Consider the following 16,375-nt stretch of genomic DNA (forward strand, 5'->3'; position numbering starts at 1 on the left):
TAGAACGCATGTCCCGCACGGACTCCCTCGCAACCATCGCCTCATCCGGCCTTCTGAGCCCCGATCTCGACGGGCTCGGCGTCACTCTCGCGCCCGACGGCGGCACCCTCCGCGTCTGGTCGGGGCATGCCGACGGGGTGGAGCTCGTCGTCTTCGACGACACGGACCTCGACTGGATCATCGACGCCGTCCCCCTCGAGCCCGTGGGCGGCGGCGTGTGGGAGGTGTCGAGCCCCCACCTGCGGGCCGGCGTGCGCTACGCCATCCGCGTGCAGGGACCGCAGGGCGGCGGGAACACCTTCAATTCCCGGACACTCCTCGTCGAGCCGTACTCCAGAGGTCTCGTCGCTGGCGGGTTCGGCGACTGGCGGTCGGTCGCGATCGATGGATCCTTCGACTGGGGCGGCGTCGACAAGCCGCGCGTGTCACTCGATCGGACCGTCATCTACGAGGGTCATCTGAAGGGCCTCTCCAAGCGGCATCCCCTCGTCCCGCCTGCCCTGCACGGAACGTACGCGGGTCTCGCGCACCCCGCGATGATCGACCACTTCCACTCGCTCGGCATCACGAGCATCGAGCTGCTGCCCGTGCACGCGTTCGCGACGGAGCCGCGCCTCCTCCAGCACGGGCTGGCGAACTACTGGGGCTACAACACGCTGAACTTCTTCACGCCGCACGCCGCGTATGCGACGGAGGCCAACCGGGCGCAGGGGCCCGAGGCGATCCTGCGGGAGTTCAAGGGCATGGTGAAGCTCCTGCACGCGGCCGGGCTGGAGGTCATCCTCGACGTCGTCTACAACCACACGGCGGAAGAGGCCATCGGCGGCCCGCGGACGAGCCTGCGCGGCATCGACAACCGCTCGTACTACCGGCAGACGGACGAGGGCGCGTACATCGACGTGACGGGCTGCGGCAACTCGGTCGACACCTCGACGGATGCCGCCTCCCGGCTCGTGCTCGACTCGCTGCGGTACTGGGCGAACGAGGTGCAGGTCGACGGGTTCCGCTTCGATCTCGCGGCGACGCTGGGGAGGGATGCCGCGCACACCTTCACGCCGGACCACCCGCTGCTGCGTGCGATCGTCGAGGACCCGCTCCTCGCGGACGTCAAGAAGATCGCGGAGCCGTGGGACGTCGGCATGGGCGGCTGGCAGACGGGCAACTTCGGCGACGGCTGGCTCGAGTGGAACGACCGCTACCGCGACCGTGTGCGCAACTTCTGGCTGAGCGACGTCGACTACGCCCGCCGGGCCTCGACGGCACCCGTCGGCATCGGCGGTTTCGCCACGCGCCTTGCGGGGTCCTCCAACACGTTCAGCACCGAGCGCGGGCCCCTCGCGAGCATCAACTTCGTCACGGCGCACGACGGGTTCACGCTGCGCGATCTCGTGTCGTACGACGTCAAGCACAACATGGGCAACGGCGAGCAGAACCGCGACGGCGCCGATACGAACCGCTCGTTCAACCACGGCACGGAGGGGCCGACCGAGGACGTGGGCATCCTCGCCATCCGCCGGAAGGCCATGCGCAACCTCCTCGGCACGCTCCTCCTCTCCGCCGGCATCCCGATGATCACCGCCGGCGACGAGTTCGGCCGCACGCAGCGCGGCAACAACAACGCGTACTGCCACGATTCGCCGCTCACCTGGCTGTCGTGGGAGCACGCGCCGTGGCAGGAGGACCTGTTCGCGCACGTGCAGCGACTCCTGGCGCTGCGCGCGGACAACCCCGCGCTGCGGCCCAGCCGGTTCGCGCGGCTCGATCAGCGCACGCCGTCCGCCTCGGTCATGGAGTGGTACGACGAGCACGGCGAGACGATGTCGATCGACCGATGGACCAATCCCGCCCACCGCACGCTGCAGTACGTGGCCGCCTCGACGCCCGAGAACGAGGACTTCAACCGCATCCTGCTCATCGTCCACGGCAACGAGCGGCCCATCGAGGTGACGCTCCCCGTGGTGGAGGGCGTCGAGCGATTCGTCTCGCTCTGGTCGAGCGCGGACGAGCGTCCGTCCCACGTCGAGCGACTCCTGCTGCCGGGCGACATCGTGCCGGTCGAGGGGACGTCGATGCATCTGTTCCGGGCGGAATGATACGCCGGATGCCTCACCTGGCGCGGCTCCCTGTCCTGCCATCGGGGGTCGCGGTAGGTTCGGAGCGTGGTCACCCCGAAGCGCGCCGCGCAGCCCCGCCCCTGGCGTAGTGCCTCCGCCCTTCCGCTCCGTGCGGCGACGGCATGGCAGTCCGAACATGAGACCGAGACCGGACGCATCCCGCTCGCTCTCCCCTCCCCGTCAACGCCCGGCGGTCGCTTCCGGCCGAAGGCGTTCGCCGGCGAGGTCGTGCCGTTCCGCACGACGGCATTCCGCGAAGGGCATGACCGCATCGGCGTGCATGTGCGGCTCTTCTCGCCGTCGGGCGACGAATCGCTGCACCGCCTGACGGCTCTCGGCGACGGCTTCGACCGGTGGGCCACCCTCGTGGCGCCGCTCGAGCAGGGCGTGTGGTCGTTCCGCTACGAGGGTTTCGCGGACGACTTCGCGACCTGGGAGCACGCGGCCGACCTCAAGATCGCGGCCGGGGTCGATTCGCAGCTCATGCGCGAGATGGGCGCCCGCCTGTTCGATCGGGCTCGCGTCGAGAAGGACCGCCCCGCGGCCGAGCGGCGCGTCCTCAAGAACGCCGCGGATCGGCTGCGGGATGCCTCGGTGGAGGACGTCACGGCGCTCGAGATCGTTCGCGACCCCGCGATCGCCGCGTTCTTCGCCGATCGCCCGCTGACGTCCCTCCTGACCATCGGCGAGACGCACGAGCTGCTGGTCGAGCGCGAGCGCGCCGGAGTGGGCGCATGGTACGAGTTCTTCCCCCGCTCCGAGGGCGCCAAGCGCCAGAAGAACGGGACGATCAAGAGCGGCACCTTCCGCACCGCGGCCAAGCGCCTTCCCGCCGTCGCGGCGATGGGCTTCGAGGTGCTCTACCTCCCCCCGATCCACCCGATCGGCCGCCTCAACCGCAAGGGCCGCAACAACACCCTCGAGACCGAGGCCGGCGATCCCGGCTCCCCGTGGGCGATCGGTGCGGAAGAGGGCGGTCACGACACGGTGCACCCCGACCTCGGCACGCTCGCCGACTTCCGCGCGTTCGTGCGAGCCGCCAAGGCCGAGGGGGTCGAGGTCGCACTCGACCTCGCCCTGCAGGCCGCGCCCGACCACCCGTGGGTCAGGGAGCATCCCGAATGGTTCACGACGCTTCCGGACGGCTCGATCGCGTACGCCGAGAACCCGCCGAAGAAGTATCAGGACATCTATCCGATCAACTTCGACAACGACCCCGAAGGCATCAAGACCGAGGTCCTCCGCGTCGTCCGGCACTGGATCGCACAGGGCGTCAAGATCTTCCGCGTCGACAACCCGCACACGAAGCCGCTGCAGTTCTGGGAGTGGCTCATCGCGACCGTGAACGCCGAGGACCCCGACGTGATCTTCCTCGCCGAGGCCTTCACGCGTCCCGCGCCCATGCAGGGGCTCGCGATGGCCGGGTTCCAGCAGAGCTACTCGTACTTCACCTGGCGGAACACGAAGGAGGAGCTTGAGGAGTTCCTCGGCGCCGTCTCGAGCGAGACGTCCGACTTCATGCGGCCGAACCTCTTCGTGAACACGCCCGACATCCTCACGGAGTACCTGCAGTTCGGCGGCCGGCCGGGCTACAAGATCCGTGCCGCGATCGCGGCGACGGCGGCTCCCCTCTACGGCGTCTACGCGGGATACGAGCTCTACGAGAACGTCGCCCGGCCCGGGTCCGAAGAGAATCTCGACAACGAGAAGTACGAGTACAAGCTCCGGGACTGGGCGGCTGCGGAGGCATCCGGCGATTCGCTCGCGCCGTACCTCACGAAGCTGAACGAGATCCGGCGAGACCATCCCGCACTGCGGCAGCTGCGCAACTTCAGCGCGCACTGGAGCGACGACGACGCGATCCTCGTCTACTCCAAGCACCTCGACGCCGAGCTCTCGCCGACGGGGCGCAGCGACACCATCATCGTCGTCGCGAACGTCGACCCGCACTCCGTGCGGCAGACCATGATCCACCTCGACACCCGCATCTGGGGCGTGGAGCCCGGTGAGGCGTTCGAGGTCGAAGAGCTCCTGACGGGCCAGACGTGGACGTGGTCGGATCACGACTACGTCCGACTGGATGCCTTCTACGAGCCCGTACACATCCTGCACGTGAAGGAGTCCCGATGAGCCCTCTCGACGACCAGCTGCTCGACAACGTCGCCGCGGGCGCGTACCACGACCCGCACTCGGTGCTGGGCCTGCATCCCGACACCGACGCGCAGGGAGAGACGACCTGGACGGTCCGCGCCCGCCGCCCCCTCGCGCACAGTGTGACGGCCGTCTTCGCAGACGGGACGGAGGTTCCCCTCGAACACGTGCGCAGCGGCATCTGGGAGGGCTCGCGCGCCGGCGACCCCGGCTCGTACCACCTCGTCACGACGTACGCGGACGCGCCCGACTACATCGCCGACGACCCGTATCGTCATCGCCCCGTGCTCGGCGAGCTCGACATGCACCTCATCCGCGAGGGACGCCATGAGCAGCTGTGGAAGGTGCTCGGCGCGCACGTGCGCGAGCACGACGGCGCGTGGGGCACCTCCTTCGCCGTGTGGGCTCCGAACGCCCGTGCCGTGCGCGTCGTCGGGGACTTCAACAACTGGGACGGCCAGGGGCACGCGATGCGCTCCATGGGCTCGAGCGGCGTGTGGGAGCTCTTCGTCCCCGCCCTGAGCGCCGGCACCACATACAAGTTCCAGCTGCAGACCCGCCGCGGCGACTGGGTCATCAAGGCCGATCCCATGGCGCGCTGGGCAGAGGTTCCGCCCGCGACGGCATCCGTCGTCGTCGACTCCGCCTACGCGTGGACGGACGACGAGTGGATGACCCGCCGGGCCCGCACCGAGGCCCTGTCGCAGCCGATGTCGATCTACGAGCTGCACCTCGGGTCATGGCGCCCTGGGTTGTCCTACCGTGACGCGGCAGACCAGATCGTCGACTACGTCACGGCCCAGGGCTTCACCCACGTCGAGTTCCTGCCGCTCGCCGAGCACCCGTTCGGCGGCTCATGGGGCTACCAGGTCACGGGCTACTACGCCCCGACGAGCCGCTTCGGCCACCCGGACGACCTCAAGTACCTCATCGACCGCCTGCACCAGGCGGACCTCGGCGTCATCATGGACTGGGTTCCGGGGCACTTCCCGAAGGATGCCTTCGCGCTCGCCCGCTTCGACGGCGAGTCGCTCTACGAGCACCCCGACCCGCGCCGTGGCGAGCACAAGGACTGGGGCACCTACATCTTCGACTACGGCCGTCGCGAAGTGCGCAACTTCCTCGTCGCGAACGCGCTGTACTGGCTCGAGGAGTTCCACGTCGACGGCCTGCGCGTCGACGCCGTCGCCTCCATGCTCTACCTCGACTACTCGCGCGAAGAGGGCGAGTGGGTGCCGAACGTCCACGGTGGGCGCGAGAACCTCGAGGCGATCTCCTTCCTGCAGGAGGTCAACGCGACCGCCTACAAGCGCTACCCCGGCATCGCGATGATCGCGGAGGAGTCCACCAGCTTCCCCGGGGTCACCGCGCCCACCAACCGCGCCGGACTCGGGTTCGGGTTCAAGTGGAACATGGGCTGGATGAACGACTCCCTGCAGTACATCAAGCGCGACCCGATGTACCGCTCGCACCACGAGGGCGAGATGTCGTTCTCGTTCGTGTACGCGTTCAGCGAGAACTTCATCCTGCCGATCAGCCACGACGAGGTCGTGCACGGCAAGGGCAGCCTGTTCGCGCGCATGCCCGGCGACCACTGGCAGAAGCTCGCCAACATGCGGGCGTACCTCGCCTACATGTGGGGGCATCCCGGCAAGCAGCTGCTGTTCATGGGCCAGGAGTTCGGGCAGATGTCCGAGTGGTCGGAGGGCCGTGGCCTCGACTGGTGGATGCTGGACCAGCCGTCCCACGCCCAGCTGCAGGGCTTCGTCGGCACCCTCAATCGCGTGTACCGCGAGCATTCGGCGCTGTGGGCGCGCGACAGCGACGGGGCGGCCTTCTCGCGCCTCGGCGCGCCGTCGTGGAACCCCAACGTCATCGCGTTCGCCCGCCGGGACTGGCACGGCAACACGATCGTCGTCGTGGCGAACTTCTCCGGCGTCCCCGTCTACGACTACGAGCTCGACCTGCCGGAGAGCGGGGTGTGGCACGAAGTGCTCAACACCGACGTGCAGGAGTACGGCGGCTCGGGTGTCGGCAACCTCGGAGTCGTCGCAGCGAACGACCAGGGACGCGCGACCATGATCCTGCCCCCGCTCGGCGTGCTGTGGCTGCGGCACGACCCGCAGGCGCACATCCCGTCGCCGACGCGAGGCTGAGACGAGGAAGGGACCCGCTGCTCGGAGCAGCGGGTCCCTTCCGTCGTCTGAGGCCGATCGTCCCGTGTCAGAACAGCAGAGAGGCGAGGCGGCCGCGGGCGGCCACGACGCGAGGATCGGCGTCGCCCACGACGCCGAAGAGCTCGAGCAGGCGCTCCCGGACGGGACCGCGCTCGTCGGAGGGCAGAGCCGCGAAGAGATCGAGCAGCCGGCCGAAGGCGTCCTCGACGTGACCGCCGGCCACATCGAGGTCGGCGACGGCGAACTGCGCCTCGATGCCGGTCGGATCGGCGGCTGCCGCAGCGCGCGCGGCCTGCAGGTCGGCGCCCTGGATGCGGTCCAGCAGCCGCACCTGGCCGAGGCCGGCGCGGGCGTCGGCGTCGCGGGGGTTCTCGACGAGAGCCTTCTCGTACGCGGCGATGGCCCGAGGGTAGTCGCCGGCTTCGATGGCGTCATACGCCTCGGCGTGCAGCGGCGGAAGCGGCGGCTCGCCGGCCTCCTCGGCCGACTCATCTCCGCCCGCGACCTCGAGACGCCCGCTCACGCCGTTCTGCGACGCGACCTGGAGGAGCTGGGCGAAGACCTCGCGGACCTGCTGCTCGGGAACCGCGCCGGTGAAGAGCGGGACGGGCTGGCCGGCGATGAGGGCGACCACCATCGGGATCGACTGGGCCCGGAAGGCCTGCGACAGCTGAGGGTTGGCGTCGACGTCGACCTTCGCCAGCACGACGCGGCCCTCGAGTTCGAGCACGACCTTCTCGAGGATGGGGCTCAGCTGCTTGCAGGGCCCGCACCACTCGGCCCACAGGTCGACGACGACGGGCACGGTGCGCGAGAGCTCGAGCGCCTGCGGGAACGTCGCATCCGTGACGTCCATCACGAGCGAGGCGACGGCGCCCGCCGGCTCGCCCGCGTCCGGGGCCGCGGCGGGAGAAGCGGGTCGGTTGCGGAGGGCGGAGAGGTCCACCGCGCCGCGCATGACGGCGCCGGGAGCCGGATCGGTCACTTGATCACCTTCGCGTCGAGGATGTCGGAGGCGTAGCCGAGCAGCCGGATCTTCTCGGTCGAGCCCTGGCTCGGCACGTAGAAGAACAGCTGGTCGCCCCACGTCGTCGTGAACCCTGTCGAGGACTGATCCACCCCGGCCAGCGTCTTGACGGTCGGGTTGTCGCCGACCTTGATGACCGCGTCGCCCGTGGTGGGCTTGACGGTGTCGGTCTCGGTGAGGTTCACGGCGACGATCGCGCCGCTCTCCAGCGTAGCGAGCGCCAGGGGTGCTGCGGCGCCGGCGGCCGACTCGAAGGTGAGCGTCCCCGTCTGGGCGCCCGTCGCGTTGAACTCATCGAGACGCTTCTGGCGATCCGCCGCGATGCTCGTGCGGAACTTGTCGCCGGTGGCGTCGAACATCGCGGCGTACTTGCTGTCGTCGCCGTTGTTGATGACGTCCGCGTAGGCTGCCGCAAGCTCGTCGGGCTGCATCACGAGGAACGGGGAGTCGGGAGCGACGAGCGGCGCGCCGATGTAGTGCGGCGCGAGATCGGGCAGCGTCGTCTCGGCTTCGAGGCCCGACATGTAGGACAGCTTGTAGTCGCTCCAGGCATCCTGCTGCGTCATGAGCATGATGTTGGCGGTCTTCTTGTCCTCATCGGCGACGACGGCCATGACGGTGCGGGGCCAGCCGTCGTTCGCCTCGGGAAGGAGCGGGAAGACCGGCTTCGTCGGAATGGCCGGGGGCGCCTTGTAGTCGGGGATCGCGGCGCGCAGCGTGTAGTTCGTCTGGCGCTCGGCGAGCATCGGGCCGTCGAGGCGCGAGGCGGCAAGGCCCGCGTCGAGCTTGCTGTCGGCGTCCGCGACCGTCGCGGAGATCCGCGCGAGGATGCGCTCGGCCTGCGACTCCGTCACAGCGGGGTCGTTCTGGCCTTCCTGCGTCACGACGGTCTGCGTCGGCGAGGGCGTCGGCGATCCGGCGAGGTTCGGCCACGCATCCGCCGAGCAGCCGGTGAACAGCAGCGCCGACGCGGCGACCGCCGGGATCACGATGAGCGAGCGGCGGCCTCCCCCGGCAAGGGCGCGACGGGTGGGTCGGCCGGCGCTGATGACGCCCTTGTCGGCCCCCTCGACCGCGAGGTCGATCGGCTCCGTGACGGGCAGCGGCAGACCCTTTCGACGCGGTCCGCGCGAACGGCGCACGTGCCGGATGCCGAGGATGTACAGCACGATCCCGAGGGCCATCAGGATGCCGCCCCCGACGATGAGCGGACCCGCCCAGGGCGTCGAGTTGGCGACGGGCCACGTGACGGAGAGGTCGGTGGGAGCCGGCGCGGTGCCGTCGGCGGCCACGAGCACGCTCATGGTCGCGGGGATCGAGAGCGGGGCGATGAGGAGGTCGTCCTGCTGGAACTCCTCGAGCCACAGATCGGAGCCGGCCGGATTGCGACCGGTGGCCTCGTCGGCGGCTGCCTCGCCGTCGGCGGCCGCCTCGCCGTCTGTCGGCGCGGCGCCCTCCGCGGGCGCTGCCGCGTCGGTCGGGGCGGGGGTGGCGCCATCCGTCCCCTCCGACGCGGTCGCGGAGTCGGGCTGGACGAGGGCGGTCTTGATCTTGCCCGCGCGGTTCATCGTCACCGACTCGTAGTCGGCATCGGCAAGCCACGCCTTCATGTCCGCGGTGCGGCCGTAGGCGGCGAAGACGGGTCCGTCCCCCGCGGCGCGGAACGTGGGCGTGCCGCCCATCGTGTTGAGGACGGCGCCGTCGATGAGGATGTACGGGGTGTCGTCGTGGACGGCGATCGCGGTCGCGACGGTCTTCGGTCCTTGGAAGACGGTCCGCTGGGCGATACCCGCCCCGATCATCACGGCCGCGAGCACGAATGCCGCGACGGCCCACACGAAACGCACGAAACGACACCTTCCTCGGGTCCGCGACGGGGGCTGCGGACCGTTGATTCGACATTTCAGACTAGCGAAGAGCACCTGAAAGTCGCCCGAAAGGAGTCGTTCCCGGGTCTGGGCGCCTGCCCTGCGTATTCTGGCGGAACAGATTCCGCTCCTGTCAGGAGGCCATGTGAAGGTTCACAATCCGTTCCGCGTCGCGTTCGTCGCGACCCTCGGCGTGGGACTCGGCCTCCTGCTGATCACCAGCATCCAGACCCTGTCGACGATCCTGCTCTATGTCGGAACGGCGCTGTTCCTCTCGCTCGGCCTCGATCCGGTCGTCGGATGGCTCGAACGGCGCAAGCTCCCGCGCTGGGCCGCCGTGCTCATCACGATCCTCGGGGTGCTCGCCGTGTTCGCCGGCATCATCCTCATGGTGCTGCCGATCATCTTCGATCAGATGGGCCAGATCATCGCCGCCATCACCGAGGTGGTGAAGGGCGGGACCGCCGTCCAGGACCTCCAGGCCTGGCTGCAGGGGATCTTCCCCAACGTGAAGATGGACGAGGTGTTCACCGCGGTCCAGCAGTGGATCCAGGACAACCTCGCCAACATCGGCGGCTCGATCGGCCAGGGCGTCATAACGGTCGGCTTCACGATCCTCGCGGGGCTCACCGGCGCGTTCATCGTGCTGATCCTCACGATCTACTTCACGGCATCCACTCCCGCGCTCAAGAAGTCCGTCTACCAGCTGGTGCCGGCGTCGAAGCGTCCCCGTTTCATCGATCTCGCCGAGCAGATCACCGACTCGGTCGGCTACTACGTCATGGGCCAGCTGAGCCTGGGCGTCATCAACGGCGTGCTGAGCGCGATCTTCCTGTCGATCATCGGGGCGCCGTTCCCGGCCGTCCTCGCGGTCATCGCGTTCTTCTTCTCGATCATCCCGCTCGTCGGAACGCTCACGGGTTCGACGATCATCGTGCTCATCTGCCTGGGCCTGTCCGAGACGCCCACGACCGCGATCATCGCGGCGATCTACTACCTGATCTACATGCAGATCGAGGCGTACGTCATTTCGCCGCGCATCATGAACCGCGCGGTGTCGGTGCCCGGCGCCGTCGTCGTGATCGCGGCCCTCGCCGGCGGTGCGCTGCTCGGCCTGCTCGGGGCGCTCGTGGCGATCCCGGTGGCGGCGAGCATCCTCATCATCTATCGCCAGGTCGTCATCCCGCGCCAGAACGAGAGGTGACGCCTACTCGCCGACGGGTCCGTTCCACTCATCCGGGAGCGGCAAGGCGTCGGGGTTGACTGCCGCGACGATCTCGCGGAGCACCCGGCGGGTCTGACTCTCCCCCACCCAGAGGTGCTTTCCGCCCTCGACGGGGATGAGCACGGCGTGCGGCACGGAGGCGAAGCGCTCGGCCGCGGCATCGGGACGCAGATAGTCGTCGAACTCCGGGACGACGGCGATGACCGGGCGAGGGTCGTGGGCCCAGGCCGCGACCTCCTCGTCGGTGGCGCGGTGCAGTGGCGGCGACAGCAGGATGACCCCCTCGACGCCGTGATCGCGGCCGTACTTCAGGGCGAGCTCGGTGCCGAACGACCACCCGACGAGCCAGGGACGCGGCAGGCGACGCTCCGTCACGAAGTCCATCGCGGCGGCGAGGTCGAAAGCCTCGGCACGCCCACCGTCGAACGCGCCTTCGCTCGTGCCGCGCGGCGAGGCGGTGCCGCGGGTGTTGAAGCGGAGCACCGCGAGGTCGGCGAGAGCGGGAAGGCGCGCGGCCGCCTTGCGCAGGATGTGCGAGTCCATGAACCCGCCCGCGGTGGGAAGGGGATGCAGCGTCACGAGCGTCGCGGCGGGCTCGCGCTCGAGCGGCTGGGCGAGCTCGCCGACGAGTGTCAGACCGTCGAGCGTCTCGAGGGTGATGTCCTCCCGGCGAGCGGGCAGCATGAGGGGTCCGCGGATCTCCACGTCAGCCGATCCTCCAGCAGTGCGAGTGCCAATGTCTGCGTGCAGCGAGATCGGCCTGATCGCCGAGCACGCCGTCGGCGCGCCAGGTGACGACGTGGGCGACGCCGGGTTCGATGATCCGGCCGCACCCGGGACACGTGTACTCCTTGAGCGCCTGCGCGGCGCTCACGGGCTGGACGGTCCACTCGACGCCCCGACGCGTCTCGCTGCGCTTCCATCCTGCCAGGAGGCGCTCGAGGCCGTCGTCCGCAGGCTCGTTCCGCCGTCGGTTCGACCGCGGCATCGGCTCAGTACCAGCCGGTGCTCTGCGAGTGGCCCCACGCGCCGCACGGCGTGCCGTAGCGTCCGCCGACGTAGTTGAGGCCCCACGTGATCTGCGTCGCCGGGTTGGTCTCCCAGTCGGCTCCGACCGAGCCCATCTTGCTGCCGGGGAGCGCCTGGGGGATGCCGTAGGCGCCGCTGCCCTTGTTGTAGGCGTTGACGCGCCAGCCGGACTCCTTGTTCCATAGCGCCACGAGGCACGCGAACTGGTCATCCCCCCAGCCGCGCGCGTGCACCATGTCGTACGCAATGGCCTGTGCAGACCCGGGGTCGGGCGTGATGAAGGGCGGTGCCCACCCGGACGACGAGGACTTCACGGTGGGAGCGGCCGTCGGCGTCGGCTTGGGAGTCACGTAGACGGTGTAGCCGCCGCGGTCGAGCGCAGCGGGCTCGGCCTCGCCGTCGGAGGCGGCGAGCTCCAGGGTCTGCACGTCGCCGAGGCCTGTGGCATACAGCGTGACCGGCACAGCCTCCTCGGCCTTCGCCTCGGAGAGGGCGTTGCCCAGCGGACCGATGTACGCGGCCACGAAGCCCAGCGCAGCGACGGCCGCGAAGACCCCCACGACACCGCGGCGACGCGACCAGCGGGGCCGATCGGCGTGTGCACGCGGCGGCGCCGGACTGACGGACGAGGGCGCGACCGTGGCGGTCGCGCGTGAAGCCGCCTGCTGACGACGCATCCGCCGGGACGCCACGGGAATCATCTCGTTGCCGGAAGTCACAGTTCCCCGAGTCTAGCGGCGACGTCCGAGGCGTGCCATCCGCGCGGCATCCCACCGTCGCTCCGCGTCATGCGACCGCGAGCATGACCTCGACGACGGCATCCAGGACCGCATCCACCTGGGTTTCGCGGTAGCCGCCGCGCTGCATCCGGAAGGCGACAGCGCGCACCTGCTCGACCGTGACGGAGTCTCCCGTCTCGAGATAGCGCGAGATCTTGTCGGCGACGAGATCCACCTCGTCGACGCGATACCCGTAGCGCAGGATGCTCACGCGATCGAAGCGCTGACCGCGCGGCCGCGTGATGCGATCGAGCACGACCTGCGCGGTGTCCTTCGCGCGCGACACCCACTCGTTCGCGCCCTTCCGAGTGACGACCGACTGGCGCTCCCGCGCGGCGAAGGCGTCTTCGATGCGGCCGAGCGCCGCATCCACGGGAGCGATCGCGTACCCGTTCTTCACGAGCGGGAAGGCCACCTGCCGCACGTCGGTCGCGGTGAGGGACTCGCTCTCGGAGCCGTCGAAGGCGGCCTTCGCCCGCAGCAGGAACGCGTCGACGGCCTTCTTGTCGTACCCCTTCGTGCGGCGCGGCGCATCGGGGAAGGCCGCGGTTCGGGGCGCGCGGGAAGTCTCGGTGTCGGGGGTGGTCATCACACAGCCAGGGGGTTGAGGAGGTAGTACAGGGCGAGGGCGGCGACGATCGACAGCAGGATCGAGTCGAGGCGGTCGAGGACGCCGCCGTGGCCGGGCAGCCACGAGCTCATGTCCTTGATGCCGAGGTCGCGTTTGATCATGGATTCGGCCAGGTCGCCGGCGGTCGCGGTGAGCAGGATCACGACGCCGATCACGAGGCCGGCCCACCACGGCAGGTGGAGCATGAAGATGCCCAGCAGCACGCCTGCCAGGAGGGCTGCCGCGGCAGCCCCGGCGAACCCTTCCCAGGTCTTCTTGGGGCTGATGCGCGGAGCCATCGGGTGCTTGCCGAAGGCGAGGCCGGTCGCGTAGGCCCCGGTGTCGCTGGCGACGGCGATGATGATGAACGCGAGGATCCACCACTCGCCGCCCTCCTGGCGCAGGAGAACGGCGCACAGGCTCGCCATGAAGGCGACGTAGATCTGGGCGAAGCCGGCGACGAGGACGTCGGAGAGGACGGCGCCGTAGACGCGGCCGTCGTGCGCCGTCATCTGCGCGATGAGTCGCCACACGATGACGACCGCGACCGCGACGAACGTCGAGACCCAATGCAGCCACGGGTCGACGAAGTAGCCGGCGAGCACGAGGAGGAGGCCCGCCCCGATCTGCGGAAAGAGGTCGACCTTGCGCCCGGTGCCCGTGAGCGCGCGACCGAACTCGATGAAGCCGAGCACCATGGCCGCGATCGCGAACAGCAGGAACAGCCACTTGACGAACACGAGCGACAGGATGAGGACCGCGCCCAGGGCCAGTCCGATGAGGATCGCGACGATCAGGTCGCGGCCCGTGCGCTGCTTGATGCGCTCGTTGGCCTGGTCGAACTCGGCGCGCGCCTGGGCGACCTGGTTCTCGATACCGTTGCGGGCGGCCCGCACGTGGGCTTCGAACGCCGCACCCTGGTCGTGCTGCTCATCACGGCGCCCGCGAGCCGCGTCGCGTCTGCGCTGCGGGGCCGTCGACGACGGATCGGGCCCGTCACCGGTGGCGTCGGACATAGGAGCCTTCAGACCTCGAGGAGTTCGGCCTCTTTGCGCTTGAGCGCCTCGTCGATGGCGTCGACGTGCGAACGCGTGAGCGCATCGAGTTCCTTCTCAGCACGGACCAGTTCGTCCTCGCCGAACTCGCTCTTGAGCTCATCGAGGTCGTCCTTGGACTTGCGACGGATGCCGCGCACGTGCACCTTCGCGTCCTCGCCCTTCGTGCGGACGAGCTTGACGAACTCCCGGCGGCGCTCCTCCGTGAGCTCGGGCAGCGTCACGCGGACGATGTTGCCGTCGTTCGTGGGGTTCGCGCCGAGGTTCGGCTGATCGCGGATCGCCTGCTCGATCGCCTTGAGCGCCGACTTGTCGTACGGCGTCACGACGATCGTGCGGGCCTCGGGGTTGTTGAGCGAGGCGAGCTGCGCGAGCGGGGTCGGCGTGCCGTAGTAGTCGACCAGGATCTTCTGGAAGAGCTGCGGATTCGCCCGACCCGTCCGGACGGTGGCGAAGTCCTCCTTCGCAGCCTCCACGGCGCGGTCCATGCGCACTGCGGCATCGGACAGAACGTCGGCGATCACTGTGACTCCCCTCGTGGGCTCAAGAGCACCAGTCTAGTCGGCAGGTCTCGGTCAGACCGTGACGAGCGTGCCGATGGCTTCGCCGAGAAGCGCCTTCGTCACGTTGCCCGCGGGCTCCATGCCGAACACGCGCATGTCGATGCCGTTGTCCATGCAGAGGCTGAAGGCCGTCGAGTCGACGACCTTGAGGCCGCGCAGGAGCGCGTCGGAGTACGTCAGCTCGTCGATGCGGGTGGCCGAGGCATCCAGTCTCGGATCCGCCGTGTAGACGCCGTCGACGCCGTTCTTCGCGACGAGGATCTCGTCGCACTTCGTCTCGAGCGCGCGCTGAGCCGCGACGGTGTCGGTCGAGAAGTACGGCAGGCCCGCACCGGCGCCGAAGATGACGACGCGACCCTTCTCCATGTGCCGCTCGGCGCGGCGCGGGATGTACGGCTCGGCGACCTGGGTCATCGAGATGGCCGACTGCACGCGGGTCGCGGCGCCCGCCTGCTCCAGGAAGTCCTGGAGGGCGAGGGCGTTCATGACCGTGCCCAGCATGCCCATGTAATCGGCGCGGCCGCGGTCCATGCCGCGCTGACTGAGTTCGGCGCCCCGGAAGAAGTTGCCTCCCCCGACGACGACGGCGATCTCGACGCGGTCGACCGCGGCGGCGATCTCGCGCGCCATCTGGGCGATGACGTCGGGGTTCACCCCGAGCTGGCCGGCGCCGAACGCCTCACCGGAGAGCTTCAGGAGGACGCGGCGGCGTCCGGTCGCTTCATCGATCACGTGGGGATCCTCTCGTCGCGAATGCAGACTATCGAAAGCCGCGGAACGCCACCCGACCGGCGGGCGTCGATCCGGGGTCATGGAAAAGGCCCGCATCGATGATTCGATGCGGGCCTTCCCGGTGAAACTACGCGCCGACCTTGTAGCGGGCGAAGTCGGTGAGCGTCAGACCGGCGTCCTTCGCGACCTGGGCGACGGACTGCTTGTTGTCCTTCGCGTAGTCCTGGTCGAGCAGGGCGACCTGCTTGAAGAACGCGTTCACGCGGCCTTCGACGATCTTCGGCAGGGCAGCCTCCGGCTTGCCCTCGTTGCGGGAGATCTCGGTGACGATCTCGCGCTCCTTCTCGACCTCGGCCTCGGGCACGTCGTCGCGCGACAGGTACGAGGGGTTGGCGAACGAGATGTGCTGCGCGAGGCTGCGGGCCGTCTCGGCGTCGTCGCCCGTGTAGGCGAGGACGACGCCCACCTGCGGCGGGAGGTCCTTGTTGGTGCGGTGCAGGTAGATCTCGAACTTGTCGCCCGAGAGCGTGCGCACGCGACGCAGCTCGACCTTCTCGCCGATGATCGCGGCCTCGTCCGAGATGAGCTCGGCGACGGTCTGCGACCCGGCGGGCGCGGCGAGCGCGGCCTCGACCGAGTCGGCCGAGACGGCCGCAGCGGCGTCGAGCACCTTGTCGGCGAGGGCGATGAAGCGCTCGTTCTTGGCGACGAAGTCGGTCTCGGTGTTGAGCTCGAGGATCGTTACCTGACCGTCGTGCTCCTTGGCCGCGACGAGGCCTTCGCTCGTCGAGCGGTCGGCGCGCTTGGCGTTGCCCTTCGCGCCCTTGAGGCGGAGGATCTCGACGGCCTTCTCGAGGTCGCCGTCGGCCTCCTCGAGGGCCTTCTTGGTGTCGACCATGCCGGTGCCGAGCTGCTCGCGCAGCGTCTTGATGTCGGCGATCGTGAAGTTTGCCATGGGTGGCGGCTCCTTGTTGTCGAATTCTCGTGGATGCCTCGGCGGGACCGCCTGCGAAAGCCAGGGGTTCCTGGACTTGTCGAAGGACGG

General features: G+C 69.3%; 14 protein-coding genes. 4 read left to right on the forward strand and 10 right to left on the reverse strand.

The window, feature by feature from the left end:
* Positions 1 to 8 precede the first annotated feature (8 nt).
* The 3 genes from glgX to glgB all read left to right on the forward strand — a co-directional run bounded on the left by glgX (position 9) and on the right by glgB (position 6,421).
* Positions 9 to 2,093, forward strand: coding sequence for a glycogen debranching protein GlgX (gene glgX / locus AAIB33_RS06710; RefSeq protein WP_345802773.1), 2,085 nt, complete (start codon positions 9 to 11; stop codon positions 2,091 to 2,093).
* Positions 2,094 to 2,270: 177 nt separating this feature from the next.
* A complete protein-coding gene (locus tag AAIB33_RS06715) occupies positions 2,271 to 4,244 on the forward strand; it encodes a maltotransferase domain-containing protein (RefSeq protein WP_345803393.1) in 1,974 nt (657 codons plus the stop codon).
* Positions 4,241 to 6,421: a 1,4-alpha-glucan branching protein GlgB gene (glgB, locus tag AAIB33_RS06720; protein WP_345802774.1), complete on the forward strand. Its 2,181-nt coding sequence runs from the start codon at positions 4,241 to 4,243 to the stop codon at positions 6,419 to 6,421. Before AAIB33_RS06715 ends, glgB begins: the two co-directional genes overlap by 4 nt.
* 67 nt (positions 6,422 to 6,488) lie before the next feature.
* Here the strand turns inward: glgB and AAIB33_RS06725 are convergent, their stop codons facing one another.
* The gene (locus AAIB33_RS06725; RefSeq protein WP_345802775.1) at positions 6,489 to 7,427 is read right to left on the reverse strand and encodes a tetratricopeptide repeat protein; all 939 of its coding nucleotides are present in this window, start codon (positions 7,425 to 7,427) and stop codon (positions 6,489 to 6,491) included.
* Positions 7,424 to 9,316, reverse strand: a complete 1,893-nt coding sequence (locus AAIB33_RS06730; RefSeq protein WP_345802776.1) for a glycosyl transferase — start codon at positions 9,314 to 9,316, stop codon at positions 7,424 to 7,426. Before AAIB33_RS06730 ends, AAIB33_RS06725 begins: the two co-directional genes overlap by 4 nt.
* A gap of 166 nt (positions 9,317 to 9,482) precedes the next feature.
* Here AAIB33_RS06730 and AAIB33_RS06735 point away from each other — a divergent pair, with 166 nt between their 5' ends.
* Complete coding sequence (locus AAIB33_RS06735) at positions 9,483 to 10,541, forward strand: AI-2E family transporter (protein WP_345802777.1); 1,059 nt, start codon at positions 9,483 to 9,485, stop codon at positions 10,539 to 10,541.
* A gap of 3 nt (positions 10,542 to 10,544) precedes the next feature.
* Here the strand turns inward: AAIB33_RS06735 and AAIB33_RS06740 are convergent, their stop codons facing one another.
* The 8 genes from AAIB33_RS06740 to tsf form a co-directional block, all read right to left on the reverse strand.
* Positions 10,545 to 11,267, reverse strand: coding sequence for an alpha/beta hydrolase (locus tag AAIB33_RS06740; RefSeq protein WP_345802778.1), 723 nt, complete (start codon positions 11,265 to 11,267; stop codon positions 10,545 to 10,547).
* Between the two features lies 1 nt (position 11,268).
* Positions 11,269 to 11,550: a hypothetical protein gene (locus tag AAIB33_RS06745; RefSeq protein WP_345802779.1), complete on the reverse strand. Its 282-nt coding sequence runs from the start codon at positions 11,548 to 11,550 to the stop codon at positions 11,269 to 11,271.
* A gap of 4 nt (positions 11,551 to 11,554) precedes the next feature.
* The gene (locus AAIB33_RS06750; protein WP_345802780.1) at positions 11,555 to 12,151 is read right to left on the reverse strand and encodes a lytic transglycosylase domain-containing protein; all 597 of its coding nucleotides are present in this window, start codon (positions 12,149 to 12,151) and stop codon (positions 11,555 to 11,557) included.
* 226 nt (positions 12,152 to 12,377) lie between these two features.
* A complete protein-coding gene (locus AAIB33_RS06755) occupies positions 12,378 to 12,959 on the reverse strand; it encodes a DivIVA domain-containing protein (protein WP_345802781.1) in 582 nt (193 codons plus the stop codon).
* Positions 12,959 to 13,996, reverse strand: coding sequence for a phosphatidate cytidylyltransferase (locus AAIB33_RS06760; protein ID WP_345802782.1), 1,038 nt, complete (start codon positions 13,994 to 13,996; stop codon positions 12,959 to 12,961). The genes AAIB33_RS06755 and AAIB33_RS06760 overlap by 1 nt, the downstream gene beginning before the upstream one ends.
* An 8-nt stretch (positions 13,997 to 14,004) precedes the next feature.
* Positions 14,005 to 14,559 carry a ribosome recycling factor gene (gene frr, locus AAIB33_RS06765; RefSeq protein WP_345802783.1) on the reverse strand — a complete coding sequence of 185 codons (555 nt, stop codon included), beginning with the start codon at positions 14,557 to 14,559 and terminating at the stop codon, positions 14,005 to 14,007.
* 51 nt (positions 14,560 to 14,610) lie between these two features.
* Complete coding sequence (pyrH, locus tag AAIB33_RS06770) at positions 14,611 to 15,330, reverse strand: UMP kinase (RefSeq protein WP_345802784.1); 720 nt, start codon at positions 15,328 to 15,330, stop codon at positions 14,611 to 14,613.
* Between the two features lie 127 nt (positions 15,331 to 15,457).
* Positions 15,458 to 16,285 (reverse strand): translation elongation factor Ts, encoded by an 828-nt coding sequence (tsf, locus tag AAIB33_RS06775; protein WP_345802785.1) that lies wholly within the window; start codon positions 16,283 to 16,285, stop codon positions 15,458 to 15,460.
* Positions 16,286 to 16,375: the final 90 nt, after the last annotated feature.

This window comes from Microbacterium sp. AZCO, assembly GCF_039614715.1.
Taxonomy (GTDB): domain Bacteria; phylum Actinomycetota; class Actinomycetes; order Actinomycetales; family Microbacteriaceae; genus Microbacterium.

Excerpts from the sequence above, each read along its gene's own strand:
- glgX (WP_345802773.1), top strand. The coding sequence starts at position 9 with ATGTCCCGCACGGACTCCCTCGCAACCATCGCCTCATCCGGCCTTCTG.
- glgB (WP_345802774.1), top strand. The coding sequence starts at position 4,241 with ATGAGCCCTCTCGACGACCAGCTGCTCGACAACGTCGCCGCGGGCGCG.
- AAIB33_RS06745 (WP_345802779.1), bottom strand. The coding sequence starts at position 11,550 with ATGCCGCGGTCGAACCGACGGCGGAACGAGCCTGCGGACGACGGCCTC.
- AAIB33_RS06755 (WP_345802781.1), bottom strand. The coding sequence starts at position 12,959 with ATGACCACCCCCGACACCGAGACTTCCCGCGCGCCCCGAACCGCGGCC.
- AAIB33_RS06760 (WP_345802782.1), bottom strand. The coding sequence starts at position 13,996 with ATGTCCGACGCCACCGGTGACGGGCCCGATCCGTCGTCGACGGCCCCG.
- tsf (WP_345802785.1), bottom strand. The coding sequence starts at position 16,285 with ATGGCAAACTTCACGATCGCCGACATCAAGACGCTGCGCGAGCAGCTC.